Origin of the sequence: Priestia sp. FSL W8-0524 (assembly GCF_038005965.1) — a bacterium.
Classification (GTDB): domain Bacteria; phylum Bacillota; class Bacilli; order Bacillales; family Bacillaceae_H; genus Priestia; species Priestia zanthoxyli.
Map to the genome: position 1 here is coordinate 2,623,473 of NZ_JBBOUG010000001.1, position 16,238 is coordinate 2,639,710.

Genomic DNA, 16,238 nt, shown 5'->3' on the forward strand with positions numbered 1-16,238 from the left:
TCCTTGGACGTCTCGAGATATCTCTAGTGTGTACGCCGACCAACAACCTCGTGTATCAGAGCTTCCCCTGCATTCGAAAGCCGCCATAGAGCTACTACCCTCTAGGTTCGAATGACAGGCTGCTCAGCCTGCGAGTAGGGAGTCCCGCGCGTTCACTGAGAAACAGTCTTACATTGTGGTTAATCCACAGGAGAAAGAAGAATTGTCCCAAATGATCCTATGATCATTATCTAGAAATATCTTGAGACGTCCAAGTAATATGTTATTTAGTTTATTAATTAATATGGAAACAGATCTTAGCTCCTAAATAGGGCTTAAATATAATATACGAGGAGTATAGGTTATGATTAAAGCGATTTTTCTTTTTATCTTAGCAGGTCTTGCTGAAATTGGCGGAGGCTATTTGATTTGGCAGTGGCTGCGCGAAGGAGCATCAAGCTGGTTAGGACTTCTGGGCGGTATTGCTTTGGTGCTGTACGGCGTCATTGCTACGTGGCAGTCGTTCCCCGACTTTGGACGTGTATATGCAGCTTACGGCGGTATTTTTATTGTTTTAAGCCTGTTTTGGGCATGGTGGGTTGATAAAAAAATGCCCGATACATACGATTGGATTGGCGGACTTGTGTGTCTGATTGGCGTAGCGGTTATGCTTTGGCCAAGAAGTTAAGTAACCACACAGAAAGGAGCGCGTTTTCTCCCTTTTTGTAAGAAGAAGCAAAATAAAAAGAGGCTAGGACATAACGAGTTGAATCCAATCTAAAGACGAACAAATGAGAGACATGAGCTGAACCGCTTGAGACACCGCCGTTGATTTCCGTGCAAGACTTCGCTTTCCGCGGGCGGACGCTGAGCCTCCTCGTCGCTTACGCTCCTGCGGGGTCTCATCTGTTCCGCTTTTCCCGCAGGAGTCTTCGTCTTGCCCTCCAATCAACGGCTAGAAGAATCTCAACAGGTGAAACCTACGTTTACCCTAACAAAAAAACGAACCACTCATCAACATGGTTGATAAATGGTTCGTTTTTCACTTCGTCTAACATACTTTTTTCCCAGCCTCTTTTTATTTATCACTTATTAAATCTGCCGAAAAAGCCTTTTCTTTTTTCCTTAAACGTATTAGGTCTATGTAAATTAAATAAGTGTTCGATGCCATTTTCCATCATCTTTTCTAGCAAAGCTTCTTGTCCATGCTGGAAATAGTACTCCATTTCTTCTTCGTACAAAGGGAGAAGCGTATGGAAATAGACTGGCCACTCTCCGTGGGTTTCTTTTCCGTTTTCAAGATACGGCATCATAAATGCCTCTTGGCACTGCGGCAAAGGAGGCACGACCATAACACCACAAAAGCCGCTTTCTGGTGAATACGGTTGAACCTGTAATGGCAGCTTCACTTTTTCACCTGTTAAAATTCGTTCATAGGTATCCACGTAGCGATCCAGCTCTTGATTTGGAAATACCATCCACTGACCAATCCAATTCATATGATTAACCGTAAAGCTTCCTACTTGATGCATGACTTGTGGAATCCAGCTATACTTTTCATCTTCAAACGGATCTTGATCTGCATGCATCACCAGTTCAACGTACGCGCTATCTAATCCAGGGGGTGCCGGCAGGCGAAGCGTACTATAACCATGTGTTGCGACCGTATAAAACGGCACTGATGCTGTAGGAGCCATTTCATAAAAACCTGCCTCTGTCACCTCAGCTGATTCTGCTTCGACACGGCGGATAATCGGTCCATAATACGCTTGTAAGTGAGCTTCCACATCCTCATCGAGCGATTCCCGAACAAATGGATTTAACTCTTCAACTGAAGCTTCTGCTTCCTGTGATGACCATACTTCATAGAAAGTAAAACCGGTTAGCCCGTTCTCAAACACTACCTCTCGAAATGCATCAGAAACATAAATTTCTGGAGAGATAATAGGAAAATCTCCTAGACTATGTTCGGTATACTTTATTCGAAAAATTGGCTGTCTCTTTACCTTATCCTCTATAAAGGATAGCTTGTCAAATCCTCCAAAATCATCAGGTATTGATTCTGAATAGTTCACACATTCGTTTATCACATTAACAATATTAACAGCGTAGCACTTGTATTCAGGGTGAGTAAGAGGAACAAATTCTACAAACTCAGAAATTAGTTTTTCTAAGCTCTGAACAGCATATCCATCGATAATTGGAGGAGTTGCAAAACCTTTATAAGTTAAAAGGTTATTTAACTCTCCTTTTTCATATGTTTCAACTGGAAGATTTGTTTTACTATGTAGATACTCTCCTTGCTGCAGCAGATTTTTAAATAGTGTTTCGTCATCTTCCTTGTTAGCAGCGGCTATTTGCTCACTTTCTAAACTTGTACTTAATTTCCATATTTTCATAAACAACACCTCTAGTTTCTATATAGGAAGTGTATCCATTATAAAATTTCCACTGTTCTATCCGAATAGGAATATATAACCTTTTATGCACAATTAATTCTACCATAAAGATAGAAACCTAGAAGTATTAGGCTTTTGATTGCAAAAAAAGACAACCTAAAGGTTGTCTTTTCCATTACTTCAACTCAGCCCATCTTTTATCTAATGATTTTAATAGCTCATCTTCAGATGTTTGGCCGCCGATGTATTCTTGTACATCTGCTCCAAATTTTTGCGTTACGCCTTCAGGGAATTTTGTCCATTCCCAAGGAAGCGTTTTTTGCTCCTTAGAATATTTAAGAAGTTCTTCACCTAAAGGTCCGATGTCTTTTGCTTCAATTGACTTAAAGGCTGGAATGTACTTGAAGTCTTCTACTAGCGCTTTTTGACCTTCTTTAGATGTAACCATCCAGTTTAAGAAGTCTTTTGCTGCTTTTTTATCTGCCGCTGGTGCTTGTTTGTGAATAACCCAGTTACTTGGAACGTCAATTGCAAGCTTGTCAGATGCAGCTGCATCGTCGCTTAGCGGCATAGGTAGAATCCCTACATCCATGTTCGGCGTAATTTTATCAAGCATTGGCTGAATCCAGTTTCCTTGCTGAATCATCGCTGCTTCACCGGTCGCAAATTTCGTTACTTGCGTGTTGTAGTCCGTCGTTAACGGATTTTTATTTCCATATTTCACTGTTAAATCAAGCAGCTTTACATACTGTTTGAACTGCTCGTTTCCTGCGATTTTCGTACTGCCGTCATTTAATCCTTTAATAAATGCATCCGGATCTTTTTGACTGGCAAATGGAATGTTTAAGCCGTGGTTTCCAAGCACCCACCACTCTCCGTAGCCGATAGAAAATGGCGTAATGCCGGCTGCTTTTAGCTTTTTAGCCGCTGCTTCTAATTCTGAATACGTTTTTGGAAGTTCTTTGATGCCTGCTTTTTTGAACAGTTTTTTGTTATATGTAAATCCATAGCCTTCAAGACTGATTGGCTGTCCATATACTTTACCGTCCATCGTCATTGGTGTAAGTGTGTTTTCATATGCGTCATCAACCCAAGGCTGATCTGATAAATCTTCTAATTTATTTTTCCACGTTTTCGCCTCTTGATATCCTCCGTTTGTGAAAAGGTCAGGTGCATTGCCCGACGCAAACTGCGCTTTTAAAGCTGCTGCACCGTCAGCTCCTCCACCAACCGTTTGGATATTGAACTTCACGTTTGGATGTTCTTTTGTATATTGATCAGTTAGAGCTTTTAGCTGATCTGCAATTTCTACTTTTCCTTGAAATACATCTACTACTACTTGATCTCCGCCGCTTTTTTTATTACCAGATGCGCTTTCGTTTGAACATGCGGTTGAAAATAACAGCGTAGCCGATAAAACACCTACTGCTAAAGGCCATTTTTTCATTTTAAATGCCATTTTCCGTTCCTCCCTATTTGCTGCTGGTTTTGATGCCTCAGCCTCAAAACCAGCCCTGTTGCCGCTTCTATTATTTAATTGAACCGCTTGTAATTCCTTTAACAATGTGTTTTTGCATTGCAAAGAAGAAGATTAATAGCGGGATAATACTGATTACAAGTGCTGCTAGTGCTAAATCCCACTGCTTTGTATACTGACCAAAGAAGAAGAATGTCGCAAGCGGAATCGTTCTTAGCTCAGGATCTTGCAAAACAAGAGACGGAAGTAAGAAGTCATTCCAAATCCATAGGCTGTTTAAGATGACGACAGTCACTGTAATTGGCTTTAATAACGGGAATACAATTCTCCAGAATACGCCTAGACGTGAGCATCCGTCGATGATTGCCGCTTCTTCTAGCTCAACTGGAATTCCTTTAATAAATCCGTGGTATAAGAAAATCGTCATACCTGAACCGAAGCCTAAGTACATGATCACAATACCCCAAATGCTGTTTAACAGATTTAAGTTTCCTGCTACTTTTACAAGTGGAATCATGATGGATTGAAATGGAATAACCATTGCCGCTACGAATGCCATAAAGATAATGCTGCTGATTTTTTTCTTTGTTCGAACCAGCATGTAAGCTGCCATTGAACAGAAGATGACTAGAACTGCGTTACTGATGACTGTAATGATCAGCGAGTTGCTAAGCACTTTTAAGTAGTTCATTTGGTTAAATGCATTAACAAAGTTTTGAAACTGAATCGTTGTTGGCAGTGCCGATGTGTTTGATAAAATTTCTGCAAATGACTTCAGCGAGTTTGAAAGCACGTAATAAAAGGGAACCAAGAACACCAGTCCAAGCAGGACCGCTAAAATTTCAACAATAAAGGTTTTGCTCGTATATTTGTTTCCCATTACGATTCAACCTCCTTCTTCTTCGTGTATGTTACTTGAATAATCGTAATCGCTGCTACGACGATGAAGAAAATTAAGGCTTTTGCTTCACCTAGACCGTATCTGTTATTCACAAATGCTTCTGTATAAATGTTAAGCGCTAACATTTCTGTTGATTTGAATGGACCACCGTTTGTTAATGATAAGTTGACATCAAATACTTTAAATGACCATGAAATCGTTAAGAATAAACAAACCGTTACTGCCGGCGCTACCATTGGAATTGTAATGTGACGAAGAATTTGCCATCTGCTTGCTCCGTCAATTTTTGCTGCTTCAATAAGCTCTTGCGGTACGTTTTGCAGTGCTGCTGTGTAAATAAGCATGATATAACCTGCTCCTTGCCATACACTTACAATCACGATGCCCCAAAATGCTGTTTTTGCGTCTCCCAACCAAGGAAGTTCAAAAAGCGAGATTCCCGTGATTTGTCCGATAGATGCAAATCCTTTTACGAAAATGAACTGCCATACAAATCCTAGTAAAAGTCCGCCAATTAAATTCGGCATAAAGAAAACCGTACGTAAAATATTTCGTGTTTTTAACATTTGAGTAACAAGGATTGCTAACACGAACCCAACCACATTCGTTAAGATAATCGCAACGACCGTATATTTTGTTGTGATCCAAAACGACTGCTGAAACTGCTTATCTTCGGTGAACAAGTACTTGAAGTTATCAAGCCCCACCCAGTTAATCGTGCCGTTTACTCCGTTCCAGTCTGTAAATGAGTAATAAACCCCTGTAAAAAATGGTATAAGTACAATCACACAAAATGCTAAAAGTGCGGGCCCTACAAATAGAGCAAATAAACCTGCATTTTTCAAATTTTTACGTTTTTTCGTATTAACTGATGGTTCTCTTTTAAGTTCTTGCTCTAAAGGAACATATTCTGTCTCCTGTAATTTACTTTGGCTATTCATCTTACTAGCACCTCCCTATGTCTTATTTTAGCGAAATCCGCTATTTATGAAACCGCTTTAATTGACGAGTAGGGTGTAAAATATTGACCTTTGTGCAACATTTTCTCCCCTGTGCACATTTTACATACTTTTCTAAAGCATGAAAGAAATATAAGAAAAAGCTAGAAGTGGACGACATATCTTCTTATCTTATACACTAGAAAAAAGATGTAGTTGGGAGGAACATACTCATGACAGCAAAACGAGCGCTAATTACAGGTGCCAATTCAGGAATGGGGCTGGCCACAACGATTGAACTAGCTAAAAAAGGATTCGAAGTCATTATGGTATGCCGAAATGAAGAAAGAGGAAATGCCGCTTTAGAAGAAGCGAAACGCCAAAGCGGATCGGATTCCATATCTCTTATGACCTGTGACCTAGGTTCTCTTGACAGTATCCGGGCTTTCAGTGAAGACTTTACGTCTCGCTACAGTGTACTTGATGTGCTGATTAATAACGCGGGCGTCGTGACAATTAAGCGGGAAACAACACAAGACGGATTTGAAATGATGCTTGGTGTCAATCATTTGGGTCACTTTTTATTAACTAATTTACTTTTAGATCCGCTGAAAAAATCTCAACAGGGACGCATTATAAACGTTGGATCCGGTGCTCATAAAGCGGGGAAAATAGACCTCAACAACCCTCACTTAACAACAGGATTCGGAATATGGCGAGGATACTCTCAGTCTAAATTAGCAAATAACTTATTTACGGTTCATTTAAGTAAAAAGTTAAAAGACACCTCTGTAACCGTAAATTGCCTTCACCCCGGAGCCGTTTCTACCGCTATCGGCGTTAATCGTCAAACAGGTTTTGGAAAAAGCATTCACGCCGTGCTTCGCCCTTTCTTTTTAACACCTCTTCAAGGTGCCGAAACAGCTATTTATTTAGCTGACAGTCCTGAAGTGACGCATATTAGCGGCGCTTATTTTTATAAAAAACGCGTGACTCCTCCTTCTTCAAGAGCAAAAAATGAGCGGCTTGCAGAAGAATTTTGGGACTGGAGTGCGCGCGAAGTTGGTTTATAAAGTAGATAGATACGCTTGGGAAAGAAAAAAGTAATGAAAAAGGTCAGCTTTTCGTATTAAAAAAACGTTAGTCCTATAGCAAAAATAAAGCCTGATACAATTAAGGTCGTCACGCAGTAGCCCATTATATCGCGTGCTCCGAGCCCTGCGATAGCTAGTGCAGGTAGTGCCCAAAACGGCTGCGCCATATTCATCCATGCTTCTCCGTAAGCAATGGCCATCGCAGCGACTCCCGGATCTACGCCGAGCTGTTCAGCTGCCGGCATAATAAAAGGTCCTTGTACAACCCAGTGTCCTCCTCCTGACGGAACAAAAAAGTTCACAACGCCAGAACTTAAAAACGCAAGAAACGGAAATGTCGTTTCATTTGAAATCGAGATAAATGCGTTCGTTAGCTTCCCGCCTAAGCCTGATAGCTCCATCATGCCTTGAATACCTGCGTAGAATGGAAACTGAATCACAATCCCAGCGGTTCCTTTCGCAGCATTGGAAACGGCATTCATATAGGATAAAGGCGTGCGGTGAAGTAAAATACCCGTCGTAAAAAACAATAAATTCACTGTGTTGATATCCATTTTAAAACCGTTTGTAGCAAAATAATAAATTAAATATGAATACCCAAGAAGTGCAATTGTTAGACTTAAAAACCTGCTGTTCTCCATGCGTACAGCAAATGTTGGCTTAGAAGAAGTTGTCTCAACAACTGTAGCCGGCGCCATTTCATCTTCTGCCAATAGTCTTGGATCGATTTCTACCACTTCTTTTCCCGTCGGCATCATCAGTCTTGTCATAATAGGAAGGACAATTAATAATCCGAGGGTAATAAATAAGTTGTAGCCTGTAAAAATTGTGTCTGAGAGTGGAATAAGTCCAGCCGTTTTTTCCATTGGGTTTCCAGGTGTAGCAGCGACAAGAGGAATCGAACCTGACAAGCCTCCGTGCCATGTTAAAAACCCTATGTAAGCACAGGCAATTAAAAACCGATAATCAGATCCCGGCACGCGTTTCGCTACTTCTTTCGCAAACAGCGCACCTACAATTAAGCCAAACCCCCAGTTAATCATACAAGCCATGGCTGCGCCTAGCGTGACCAGAATAACCCCTTGCGCCGGAGTTTTGGCTAACAGTGCTATGTTTACAAGCCACTTCTTTACAAGCGGCGAGCTAGCAAGCGCATGCCCTGTGACAAGCACTAAGCTCATTTGCATCGCAAATGCAAGAAGGTTCCAAAAGCCGCTTCCCCAAAACTGAACCATCTCAATCGGCCCGTGAGGAGTAAAAACAATACCTGATACAAATAAAATCAGCGTCAGGATTAAAGCAAATACAAACGGATCAGGTAAAAAGCGCTGAACAAGCGCCGTGAAGAAATTAGATAACGCTTTCATTTTACTCCTCCTTTACAGGAATACTCCTGTGAATAAATGTCGACAAGCATCTTTAATTATACATAATTTGTTGAAAATTGTTAATATTTAGTTTAAATAAAAAACCCTTCTGTTTTCCAGAAAGGTTTTACACACTAAACGTTTGAATAAGAGTTGGCTCTCCGTCAAGTTCAATTTTCTTTTCTTGAAAGGAAATATGTAAGCTTTCATAAATATGTTTCCAAAATGAAATAGCCCGCTTATTGCCTGCAAGCTCAATAATCATATACGTTCCTTTTCGATGAGAGAAAATGTCTTTTACCGTTTCAGAAGCGATACCCTGCTTTCGGTATTTGTTTAAGATAAAAAAATCATTGATGCAGTAATCTGCTTCTTGCTGAAGTGCGGGCTGTTCAAGAAGTAAAAAAAAGCCCGTCAGCTTATCATCTACTTTAATAAAGTATGGCGAGAGGCCTTCTACTTTCCAAAACAAGGGCAGCTCTTCAAAATGAAAAGCTCCATCTTCGCGAATATCTAAAGAAGGTGTATACGCAGATAAATCATGGAGATAAAGAGAATACAAATTTTGCAAAACGCCCGCTTGGCTTTTAGGTACTTTTTCAATCGTAAGCATTCTTAGTTCATCTCCTTCTTTTCCTATCATAAGGGTTTTTTGTGAAAGTTTACAGTAAAAATGTTTGAGGCAAAGTGAAGATGGATAGTCAAAAAGCTCTTTTTTCATTTTGTAGATGTATGAAGCGCAATAAAAAAACGATCATCTCCGGTACTGTACGCTCCGTCTGATAATCGTTTTTTATGTTTTGTGTGCTGATGCTGAAGTTTTTCCTTCTTTGTTTTGGTTTTACGCGTTTCCATGTCTGCAAATATAAACAGGCTGCGGTTTAATTCTGGATTTCGTTTTCCTTCACGCGTCATTTTATCACGCATTTTTTTTGCTTTTGACTTTGCCATGTAACTTCCTCCCTATATAAACGATTTATACATATCTTACTGCTTTTTTATAAAATGTCAAGTTCAGAAGCACTGATGTGTTAACAGTGCTTCTGTATAGTCATGACTCTTTATTTTTCAGCATATCATCTAATTTTTGTTCCATTCTCTGAAGCCTTTTTTCATTTGCCCCCTGCTTTTGAATCAACCTTTTTAAGCCTATAATAAATGCAATTATTACTCCTGCTATTCCTATCAGGATCAGCAGCATAAGAATTTGAAAAATAATATCACCTATATTAACCATAGTTCCACCTTTAATCTGTTTTTTTACATTATATTATTTATTTGGATGTATATCGCTTTATTTTATAAAAAAAGCTCTCAGTGCTGAGAGCTTCATTTACTATCTTCATCGTAGACCGTCCACTTTTCCTGTTTGATTTGATTGGAAACATCAATCAGTTTATTTTTTACCCGGTCCTTTTCTGCTCCTGTTAAAGGCGTAGGTCGGTAGTCGTTTCGCGCCGTTGTGGAAGAAATGCGGAATGGAATCACATTGATGTCTTTATTAGTCGTTAGCTTTCCATCTTTAATCGTAAACGTCTGCTGAAATACAAATGTATCCTTATCACTTGGATTTTTGTTTCCGCCAAACATAAAGTTTCCTAAGCTATAGACAATAAATTTATTTTTGTATTCTTCAATTCCTTGAACAACGTGAGGGTGATGACCTAAAATCAAATCTGCTCCGTTATCAATTGTATACTTCGCCAGTGCCTGCTGCGCTGTATCAGGAACATAGTGTCGTTCAGATCCCCAGTGGAAATGCACAATAATAATTTTAGCGCCTTTTTCTTTTAAAGACTTAATTCCGTCTTTAATCTGACTTCTTACTTCTTTTGTGTCATCCCAGCCCGGATATCCAAGCAATCCTACTTTGACTCCCTTTACCGTTGTAATATATGTATCTTCATAGCCAAAATAGCCTATTCCGCTTTTCTTTAAGTTTTCTCGTGTATCATCATATCCTTGCTGTAAATAATCATGCGTATGATTATTAGCCAAGTTAACGGTTTCAATACTTCCTTGTTTTAAAATATTTACAAACGAAGGATCACCTTTAAAACGAAATGTTTTACTTGCTTTTTCCGTCGCAGTTGTCAGCGTTGTTTCTAAATTAACCGTTGTTAAGTCATCTTGCTCAAAGATCGATTTTACATTTTGCGTAAAATACGGCAGGCCATTTCTTGCTGCTACGTCGTTAAAAGTAGAATCGTACCCAAAGCTTTCATCGTTTCCTAAGGTAAAATCTCCTGCTGCGCTAACTTTAATGGTTGTATTGATTGCGTCTTTTTTCTCTTTTTTACTCGCTTCTTCTTTAGACTTTACTGTTTCTTCTTTTTTCTGCGGCTCAGAAGAGGTTTGTTCTCCTGCTCCTCCGCACGCTCCCAATAAAAAACACAAACTTCCATAAATAACAGCTTTTTTTAAATACTTGTTCATGTAACGTTAAAACCCCTTTTTACGTTTTAATAACTGTGTCTGGACTTGGTGTTTACTGCTTATTTCGCCAAATACATACAATTCTCCTGTTTTATCGGCAAAATAAGTGAAATTTTTATAAATAAAGGAAGTTTTTATATTCTTTTTGGGTTAGAACAAGAGGATTTGGCTAAGAGAAAAGTAGCGCAAACGCTGCGGATAAAACTGATGAGCTGTACTAAACTTCAAGTGATTCACAAAATAGCAGAGCGATTCCAAACGTCACCTAAAATAAAAACCTCCTTTGCTCATGCAAAGAAGGTTTTATTTAAACTTAACAAATCGAATCATTAGATTTAGGATTTTTGAGTCCAAATAACGGGCGGATAAATAGTGCTAAGCCTGTGCCAAGCATTGCCATAACCATCCATACCCATCCATGAAGACTAAATGAAGCAATGCCGCCAAAGTAAGCGCCAATGTTACAGCCAAAGGCAAGACGCGCACCATATCCCATTAAAAGGCCTCCCACAACAGCTGCTCCTGCAACGCCAGGTTTAATCTTTCCTGGTTTGAACGTTCCTTGCGCCGTCGCTGAAATGAAAGCGCCTAGTATGATCCCAAAATTCAATACGCTGGTAGAGTCTGCTAGCACACTTTGCGTTAGCGCTTCTCCATTTGCACCTTGGAAAAATCCCCAGCTTGATACATCTATTCCAGCTGCCATCATTGCTTTTCCGCCCCATAAAGCAAAAGCAGAAGTAATACCCCAAGGATTTCCTCTTACAGCCAGCGTTAATGCATTTAATACAGCCAGCACAATCGCTGCAGTGAATAGAGGCCAAGAGCCGCGAATGATCTTTTTCCACCCTTTTGTCGTAGGAAGCTGCTTCATCATAGGCGGATTTTTCTTTTTGGCAATTTGAATCGTAATCCAGTAAATCGCTGCAAACGCGATAAGCTGTACAATCCAAGCACCAAAATAACCAAGGCCTGTCGATTCAGCTAATGAAATAGGAGGAAGCGAAGGTTGTTTTTGCCAAAATGGCAAATGATACGCCCCGAACATAGAGCCTACAATAAAGGCTAAAAGCGTTAAAATCATGGAAGAAGAGCCACCGCCTAACGAATACAGCGTTCCTGAGGCACATCCATTTCCTAGCTGCATGCCAATTCCAAACATAAACGAACCAACTATCACGCTGACTCCTACAGGTGAAACATATCCTTTTGGCGTTACCCCTGTAAAGCTAAAGCCTGTACTTAAAATAATAGCAAACAGCGTTGACGCAATCGCTAGCATAAGCATATGCGCTTGCAAGCCTTGAACGTTGCCGACAGATACGAGTCGGCGAAATGCTGATGTAAAGCCAAAACGTGCGTACAGAAGCGTCATTCCTAGTGCTAGACCGATAATAAATAACACACCTTGCGTCCAATCAGTCGTTAGCACAATCGCTAGAAGTAAAATAACCGCTGCTATAACCCCTCCTGCAAATAACGGCTTTTGCATAGGGCTTAATTCTGTTACAACAGTAGTTGGCTTTGATTTATATGATGAGTGCAACGTTTGTGCCAAATCATCCACTCCTTTTCTGATAGAAATACTAAGAATTAATATTTATCATCTTATAGCACTTCCCTTTCTCTGTAAACTATTTAGCAAAATGAAAGTGAATTGTTTATTTTTTGAGTATTCTTACTTTCGTTCATACAAAAAGCAGAAGTTTCTGTTCTTCTGCTTTTGGCTGCTAAACGTAAATAGAATGAATCTCTTTTAAAGGTTTAGGATTAGGCTTTGCAAAATAATACCCTTGAAACAAATCATAACCCATCTCTATCAGGCATTTTAAATCTTCTTCTGTTTCTACACCTTCTGCAAGAGCCTGCGCCCCCATTCTATGGGTGATAGCTAACATATCTTGAGCCACTTTTTTCTGTTTCTCATTCTTACTGACTCCGTTTGTGAATTCAAATGCCAATTTCACGACGTCAGGCTCCACTTCTAAAAGCCGATTCAGCGTATTATATCCAACTCCTACGTCATCTAGCGCATATTTAAATCCGTGGGAGCGATAATAATTCAAAATGTTTTTCAAATGCTCAATATCTTGAACATCCTCCGTTTCAATCACTTCAAACACTATTTGCTCGGGCTTTATATTCAATTCTTTAATTAATGTAAATGTAGATGCTAAGCAATGCTCAGGGTTATATATTGCTGTAGGAATAAAGTTAATAAAAATCAGCTGATGATCAATAATACTAGCATTTTTTACAGCTTCTAAGCGGCAGGCTCGGTCAAGAGCGAAGGTTTTATTTCTTATTTGAGCAGCTTCAAACATTTTAAAAGGAGGTATAATACTTCCGTCTTCTTCTAATCCTCTTGATAAAATTTCGTGGCCAACGATATGCACGCGTTCATGATCAACCGATACAATCGGCTGATAATACGAGCAAATTCGCTTGTCTTCAATCAGCTCATCAATCCACAAGGCATCTTTCATTTTTTGGAAAGCGGTGATTGGCTCCATACGCCGCAGGTTTTCAAACGGGCTCCGCTGCTTGGCTTTTACAGCCCACACATGCCGAGGGTCTAGATGCTGATGAACATAATCCATAAAACTCCAAAAGATATCTTCCCTCATCCAGATCATATCTTCTCCAAGAGTCTTCCATTGGTTTTGAGAAATATCTTTAAAGTATTTCTCCAATTTCTTCACATCCCTTGGTTGCTGAAAAGAAACCGTATATCCTGTCCTAATTGGCAGACACGCGTCGCACCCCATAGCTCATCTTCTCCCTCATTTATCATCAGTTTTCTGTATGTATACACGGATAGTTCTTAGGAACTATACCACTTTTAAGAAAATTGCAAACCCTATTTTTCCGCTAAAATAGAATGTACCAAAAAGTTTTGGTAAAATGATAGACGTGTTTTATTGTCTACATCATAAGACGCACTTGATAAAAGGAAGTGAACCATACATGAGCAAAAACCGTTTTACGAAGTGGTTTTTATTTTCTTTACTACTCTTTGCCTTAAGTACTGGAGCAATGTATTATACGCTCTATATATCGTACTGGGCGTATTCTATTAAGCTGTTTTTAATTGTGGTGCCGCTCTTTACATTATTATCGGTTGCTTTTGGTTCGTTGGTAATCGTTCATGAGCGCAAAAGAAAACGCGTATTTCAGCTACAAAATGAAGGAGGCATTCCCAAAAATACGTTTATTCAAGGTTTTTCCGAAATAACGGTAGGAGCAGGCTGCATCTTGCTGTGCTTTTTTCTCTTTCTTTATTTTCTAATGGATTATTAAGTACATATAAAAAAGACGAGCAGGCAGCTCGTCTTTTTATTTGGATCTTTCTAGAATATCTCGAACGCTTGCATAATCAAGCTCTTTATAAGTACCAACACCTGGTTTTACAAAGGTCTTTTCAACAATCGCATCAAATTCAGAGTCATCAATATCATAGTCACGCAAGCTGTTCGGGGCTCCTAAGTCATTCCAGAAAGTGCGAAGCGCTTTTGCACCTTCCATTGCTGTTTCTTCATCGCTTTTTCCTTCTGGGTTGATGCCAAATATGTTTACAGCCAGTTGTTTTACACGAGAAGGATCTTCTTTTAGCACATGCTCCAGCCAATTAGGGAACAAGATAGCAAGGCCGCCTCCGTGGGGAATATCATACACGGCCGACAGAGCATGTTCAATACGATGAGTAGCCCAGTCTCCCCCGTCCGTTCCGTTTGCTAAGCTTCCGTTAAACGCCGTCGTGCTGATATACATCATTGTTTCGCGATACTGATAAGAAGTCAGGTTTGTAAGAAGCTTAGGACCTTCTTGTACAGCTGTTCTTAGCAATGATTCAATAAAGCCGTCGATCATCGGCGTATTTTCTGTACGATGAAAATAGTGTTCAAGCGCATGCGACATACTGTCAACAATTCCATAGACTGTTTGGTCGCGCGGCACTGAAAACGTGTACGCCGGATCTAAGATAGAAAAAACGGGAAATACATGAGAAGACGTCCAACCTAGCTTTTCTTTTGTTTCCCAATTTGTAATAACAGAAGTTGAATTCATTTCAGATCCTGTTGCCGCAAGTGTTAAGACCGTTCCAAAAGGAAGAGCACCTGTAATCTCTACTTTGCGTGTAATTAAGTCCCATGTATTCCCTTCATACACGGCTCCAGCTGCGATAGCTTTTGTACAATCGATCACGCTTCCTCCCCCAACGGCTAAGAGAAAATCAATGTTTTCTTTTTTACATATGTCAACGCCTTTAGCTACCGTAGTCAAACGAGGGTTCGGTTCTACACCAGACAGCTCGTGAACAACTGCGTTAATAGACTGAAGTTCAGCTTTCACTTCGTCGTATACGCCATTTTGTTTGATGCTTCCTCCTCCGTATACTAACAGAACGTTTACTTGTTTATGATAAGAAGCAAGCTCTTGCGATAGCTTCGTAATTTGATTTTTTCCAAAGTATAATTTGGTAGGATTGTGCTGCAAAAATATATTCATGTTCTACACCTCTAGTTTTCTTTTCTTGTAAAAAGTGTATCACGAAAGCAGCTTCATCATTATTGAAGATTCTCTATATCTATTATCAATATTTTTGATAACCTTCTTGTACAAGTGAAATCAAGTGTTGAATGGGTGCTGTCAGCCATTTTTTCTTTTTGAATATGAGCTGTGAATAAAGATAAAATTCTTCATGGTCAAACGGGATTTTAATCAGTTTTCCATTTTCAATCTCTTGTTTTACCGCTATTTCTGGCACAAGAGCAATACCTAAATTATCCGCTACGCACTGTTTAATTGCTTCAAGACTGCTAAATGAAATCACCGATTGCATATGAATACCCCTGCTGCGCATCATCTCTTCTAAAAGCGTACGATAAGGGCAGCCACTCTCGGTTAAAATGATGGTTTCACCTTCAAACTCTTCCATTACAACGTTGTTTTTTTCACTAAAAAAATGCGAAGGCGAAGCAATCATAACCATGTTTTCTTTTCGAATAGGAATCACTTCTAAACTTGAAGAGGTTTGAAGGCGATCAAGCAAAACGGCTACGTCATACTTTCCGTCAATAATCCCTTGTGTTAAATTTGGACATAAACCCGCTTCTAGCATAATCTTTAGAGAAGGGTGCTGCTTTTTTAATTCACGAATATACGGTGTAATAAAATAAGCGGCCAGCGACTCCACGGTTCCTATTGAAACTGTTCCTCTAGCATCTTCATTCGTAGTAAGGCGCTCTTTTGCTTCATTTAATAACTCGGTTACTTGATTCACATAATAAAGCAATTCTTCACCAGGCTGAGTCAGCTTCATTTTTTGTCCTGTTCGTTCAAATAGTTTTTGACCGTAATGATCTTCTAATTTTTTTATATGAGTGGTAACGCTTGACTGAGCATACCCTAATTCCTCGCCCGTTCGTGTATAGCTCCCCCACTTCGCTACTTCTTTAAATGTATATAAATAGTTAATATCCATGTGCTGCTCCTTATGTACTACTGTTTTGTTTCGTTATCCATATGCTAAAGCTGTTCTTAATCAGAACCTATACGTAAATAGAATCACAGTACAGTATAAGCGAACTTGTTTTGCCAAGCAATTTTATCAACCTTAAAAATTCTTTTTATATTAGGCGATTAC

General features: G+C 39.6%; 17 protein-coding genes. 3 read left to right on the forward strand and 14 right to left on the reverse strand.

Translation table 11 applies throughout. The features are described 5' to 3' along the window. The first annotated feature begins 343 nt into the window (after window positions 1-343). Window positions 344-667 (forward strand): YnfA family protein, encoded by a 324-nt coding sequence (locus NST66_RS13340; protein ID WP_014459650.1) that lies wholly within the window; start codon window positions 344-346, stop codon window positions 665-667. 63 nt (window positions 668-730) lie between these two features. On the opposite strand, the gene NST66_RS13345 is transcribed toward NST66_RS13340, so the two are convergent. From NST66_RS13345 to NST66_RS13365, 5 genes are all read right to left on the reverse strand, one after another. Further along, window positions 731-931 carry a hypothetical protein gene (locus tag NST66_RS13345; RefSeq protein ID WP_081213998.1) on the reverse strand — a complete coding sequence of 67 codons (201 nt, stop codon included), beginning with the start codon at window positions 929-931 and terminating at the stop codon, window positions 731-733. Between the two features lie 133 nt (window positions 932-1,064). After that, window positions 1,065-2,378: a suppressor of fused domain protein gene (locus tag NST66_RS13350; protein ID WP_340843419.1), complete on the reverse strand. Its 1,314-nt coding sequence runs from the start codon at window positions 2,376-2,378 to the stop codon at window positions 1,065-1,067. Window positions 2,379-2,553: 175 nt separating this feature from the next. Beyond that, a complete protein-coding gene (locus tag NST66_RS13355; protein ID WP_310883897.1) occupies window positions 2,554-3,837 on the reverse strand; it encodes an ABC transporter substrate-binding protein in 1,284 nt (427 codons plus the stop codon). A gap of 70 nt (window positions 3,838-3,907) precedes the next feature. Beyond that, the gene (locus tag NST66_RS13360) at window positions 3,908-4,735 is read right to left on the reverse strand and encodes a carbohydrate ABC transporter permease (RefSeq protein WP_013057493.1); all 828 of its coding nucleotides are present in this window, start codon (window positions 4,733-4,735) and stop codon (window positions 3,908-3,910) included. Next, complete coding sequence (locus NST66_RS13365) at window positions 4,735-5,697, reverse strand: carbohydrate ABC transporter permease (RefSeq protein ID WP_340843420.1); 963 nt, start codon at window positions 5,695-5,697, stop codon at window positions 4,735-4,737. Before NST66_RS13365 ends, NST66_RS13360 begins: the two co-directional genes overlap by 1 nt. 230 nt (window positions 5,698-5,927) lie before the next feature. Here NST66_RS13365 and NST66_RS13370 point away from each other — a divergent pair, with 230 nt between their 5' ends. Next, complete coding sequence (locus NST66_RS13370) at window positions 5,928-6,767, forward strand: SDR family oxidoreductase (protein WP_098999492.1); 840 nt, start codon at window positions 5,928-5,930, stop codon at window positions 6,765-6,767. Window positions 6,768-6,823: 56 nt separating this feature from the next. Here the strand turns inward: NST66_RS13370 and NST66_RS13375 are convergent, their stop codons facing one another. The 7 genes from NST66_RS13375 to NST66_RS13405 form a co-directional block, all read right to left on the reverse strand. Continuing rightward, the gene (locus tag NST66_RS13375) at window positions 6,824-8,155 is read right to left on the reverse strand and encodes a TIGR00366 family protein (RefSeq protein ID WP_014459643.1); all 1,332 of its coding nucleotides are present in this window, start codon (window positions 8,153-8,155) and stop codon (window positions 6,824-6,826) included. Window positions 8,156-8,282: 127 nt separating this feature from the next. Continuing rightward, window positions 8,283-8,768: a GNAT family N-acetyltransferase gene (locus tag NST66_RS13380; RefSeq protein WP_028412945.1), complete on the reverse strand. Its 486-nt coding sequence runs from the start codon at window positions 8,766-8,768 to the stop codon at window positions 8,283-8,285. 104 nt (window positions 8,769-8,872) lie between these two features. Next, on the reverse strand, window positions 8,873-9,106 hold the full coding sequence (locus NST66_RS13385; RefSeq protein ID WP_028412944.1) for a hypothetical protein: 234 nt from the start codon (window positions 9,104-9,106) through the stop codon (window positions 8,873-8,875). Window positions 9,107-9,206: 100 nt separating this feature from the next. Continuing rightward, window positions 9,207-9,392: a DUF4083 family protein gene (locus NST66_RS13390; protein ID WP_013057499.1), complete on the reverse strand. Its 186-nt coding sequence runs from the start codon at window positions 9,390-9,392 to the stop codon at window positions 9,207-9,209. Window positions 9,393-9,484: 92 nt separating this feature from the next. After that, window positions 9,485-10,591, reverse strand: coding sequence for a CapA family protein (locus tag NST66_RS13395; RefSeq protein WP_014459640.1), 1,107 nt, complete (start codon window positions 10,589-10,591; stop codon window positions 9,485-9,487). Between the two features lie 313 nt (window positions 10,592-10,904). Beyond that, a complete protein-coding gene (locus tag NST66_RS13400; protein WP_033579343.1) occupies window positions 10,905-12,149 on the reverse strand; it encodes a YeeE/YedE family protein in 1,245 nt (414 codons plus the stop codon). Window positions 12,150-12,321: 172 nt separating this feature from the next. After that, complete coding sequence (locus NST66_RS13405) at window positions 12,322-13,293, reverse strand: EAL domain-containing protein (protein ID WP_310877629.1); 972 nt, start codon at window positions 13,291-13,293, stop codon at window positions 12,322-12,324. A 265-nt stretch (window positions 13,294-13,558) separates the two neighbouring features. Here NST66_RS13405 and NST66_RS13410 point away from each other — a divergent pair, with 265 nt between their 5' ends. Continuing rightward, window positions 13,559-13,891: a hypothetical protein gene (locus NST66_RS13410; protein WP_033579345.1), complete on the forward strand. Its 333-nt coding sequence runs from the start codon at window positions 13,559-13,561 to the stop codon at window positions 13,889-13,891. 36 nt (window positions 13,892-13,927) lie between these two features. Here NST66_RS13410 and NST66_RS13415 read toward each other — a convergent pair whose 3' ends face one another. Together NST66_RS13415 and NST66_RS13420 are read right to left on the reverse strand one after the other, a co-directional pair. Continuing rightward, window positions 13,928-15,100, reverse strand: coding sequence for an iron-containing alcohol dehydrogenase (locus tag NST66_RS13415; protein WP_033579346.1), 1,173 nt, complete (start codon window positions 15,098-15,100; stop codon window positions 13,928-13,930). Between the two features lie 85 nt (window positions 15,101-15,185). After that, the gene (locus NST66_RS13420) at window positions 15,186-16,076 is read right to left on the reverse strand and encodes a LysR family transcriptional regulator (RefSeq protein WP_028412938.1); all 891 of its coding nucleotides are present in this window, start codon (window positions 16,074-16,076) and stop codon (window positions 15,186-15,188) included. Between the last annotated feature and the right edge of the window lie 162 nt (window positions 16,077-16,238).

What these genes read in the sequence shown, in the direction of transcription:
- NST66_RS13340 (WP_014459650.1), top strand. Translation starts at nt 344, where the DNA reads ATGATTAAAGCGATTTTTCTTTTTATCTTAGCAGGTCTTGCTGAAATT.
- NST66_RS13350 (WP_340843419.1), bottom strand. Translation starts at nt 2,378, where the DNA reads ATGAAAATATGGAAATTAAGTACAAGTTTAGAAAGTGAGCAAATAGCC.
- NST66_RS13355 (WP_310883897.1), bottom strand. Translation starts at nt 3,837, where the DNA reads ATGGCATTTAAAATGAAAAAATGGCCTTTAGCAGTAGGTGTTTTATCG.
- NST66_RS13360 (WP_013057493.1), bottom strand. Translation starts at nt 4,735, where the DNA reads ATGGGAAACAAATATACGAGCAAAACCTTTATTGTTGAAATTTTAGCG.
- NST66_RS13365 (WP_340843420.1), bottom strand. Translation starts at nt 5,697, where the DNA reads ATGAATAGCCAAAGTAAATTACAGGAGACAGAATATGTTCCTTTAGAG.
- NST66_RS13370 (WP_098999492.1), top strand. Translation starts at nt 5,928, where the DNA reads ATGACAGCAAAACGAGCGCTAATTACAGGTGCCAATTCAGGAATGGGG.
- NST66_RS13375 (WP_014459643.1), bottom strand. Translation starts at nt 8,155, where the DNA reads ATGAAAGCGTTATCTAATTTCTTCACGGCGCTTGTTCAGCGCTTTTTA.
- NST66_RS13380 (WP_028412945.1), bottom strand. Translation starts at nt 8,768, where the DNA reads ATGCTTACGATTGAAAAAGTACCTAAAAGCCAAGCGGGCGTTTTGCAA.
- NST66_RS13385 (WP_028412944.1), bottom strand. Translation starts at nt 9,106, where the DNA reads ATGGCAAAGTCAAAAGCAAAAAAAATGCGTGATAAAATGACGCGTGAA.
- NST66_RS13390 (WP_013057499.1), bottom strand. Translation starts at nt 9,392, where the DNA reads ATGGTTAATATAGGTGATATTATTTTTCAAATTCTTATGCTGCTGATC.
- NST66_RS13395 (WP_014459640.1), bottom strand. Translation starts at nt 10,591, where the DNA reads ATGAACAAGTATTTAAAAAAAGCTGTTATTTATGGAAGTTTGTGTTTT.
- NST66_RS13410 (WP_033579345.1), top strand. Translation starts at nt 13,559, where the DNA reads ATGAGCAAAAACCGTTTTACGAAGTGGTTTTTATTTTCTTTACTACTC.
- NST66_RS13415 (WP_033579346.1), bottom strand. Translation starts at nt 15,100, where the DNA reads ATGAATATATTTTTGCAGCACAATCCTACCAAATTATACTTTGGAAAA.
- NST66_RS13420 (WP_028412938.1), bottom strand. Translation starts at nt 16,076, where the DNA reads ATGGATATTAACTATTTATATACATTTAAAGAAGTAGCGAAGTGGGGG.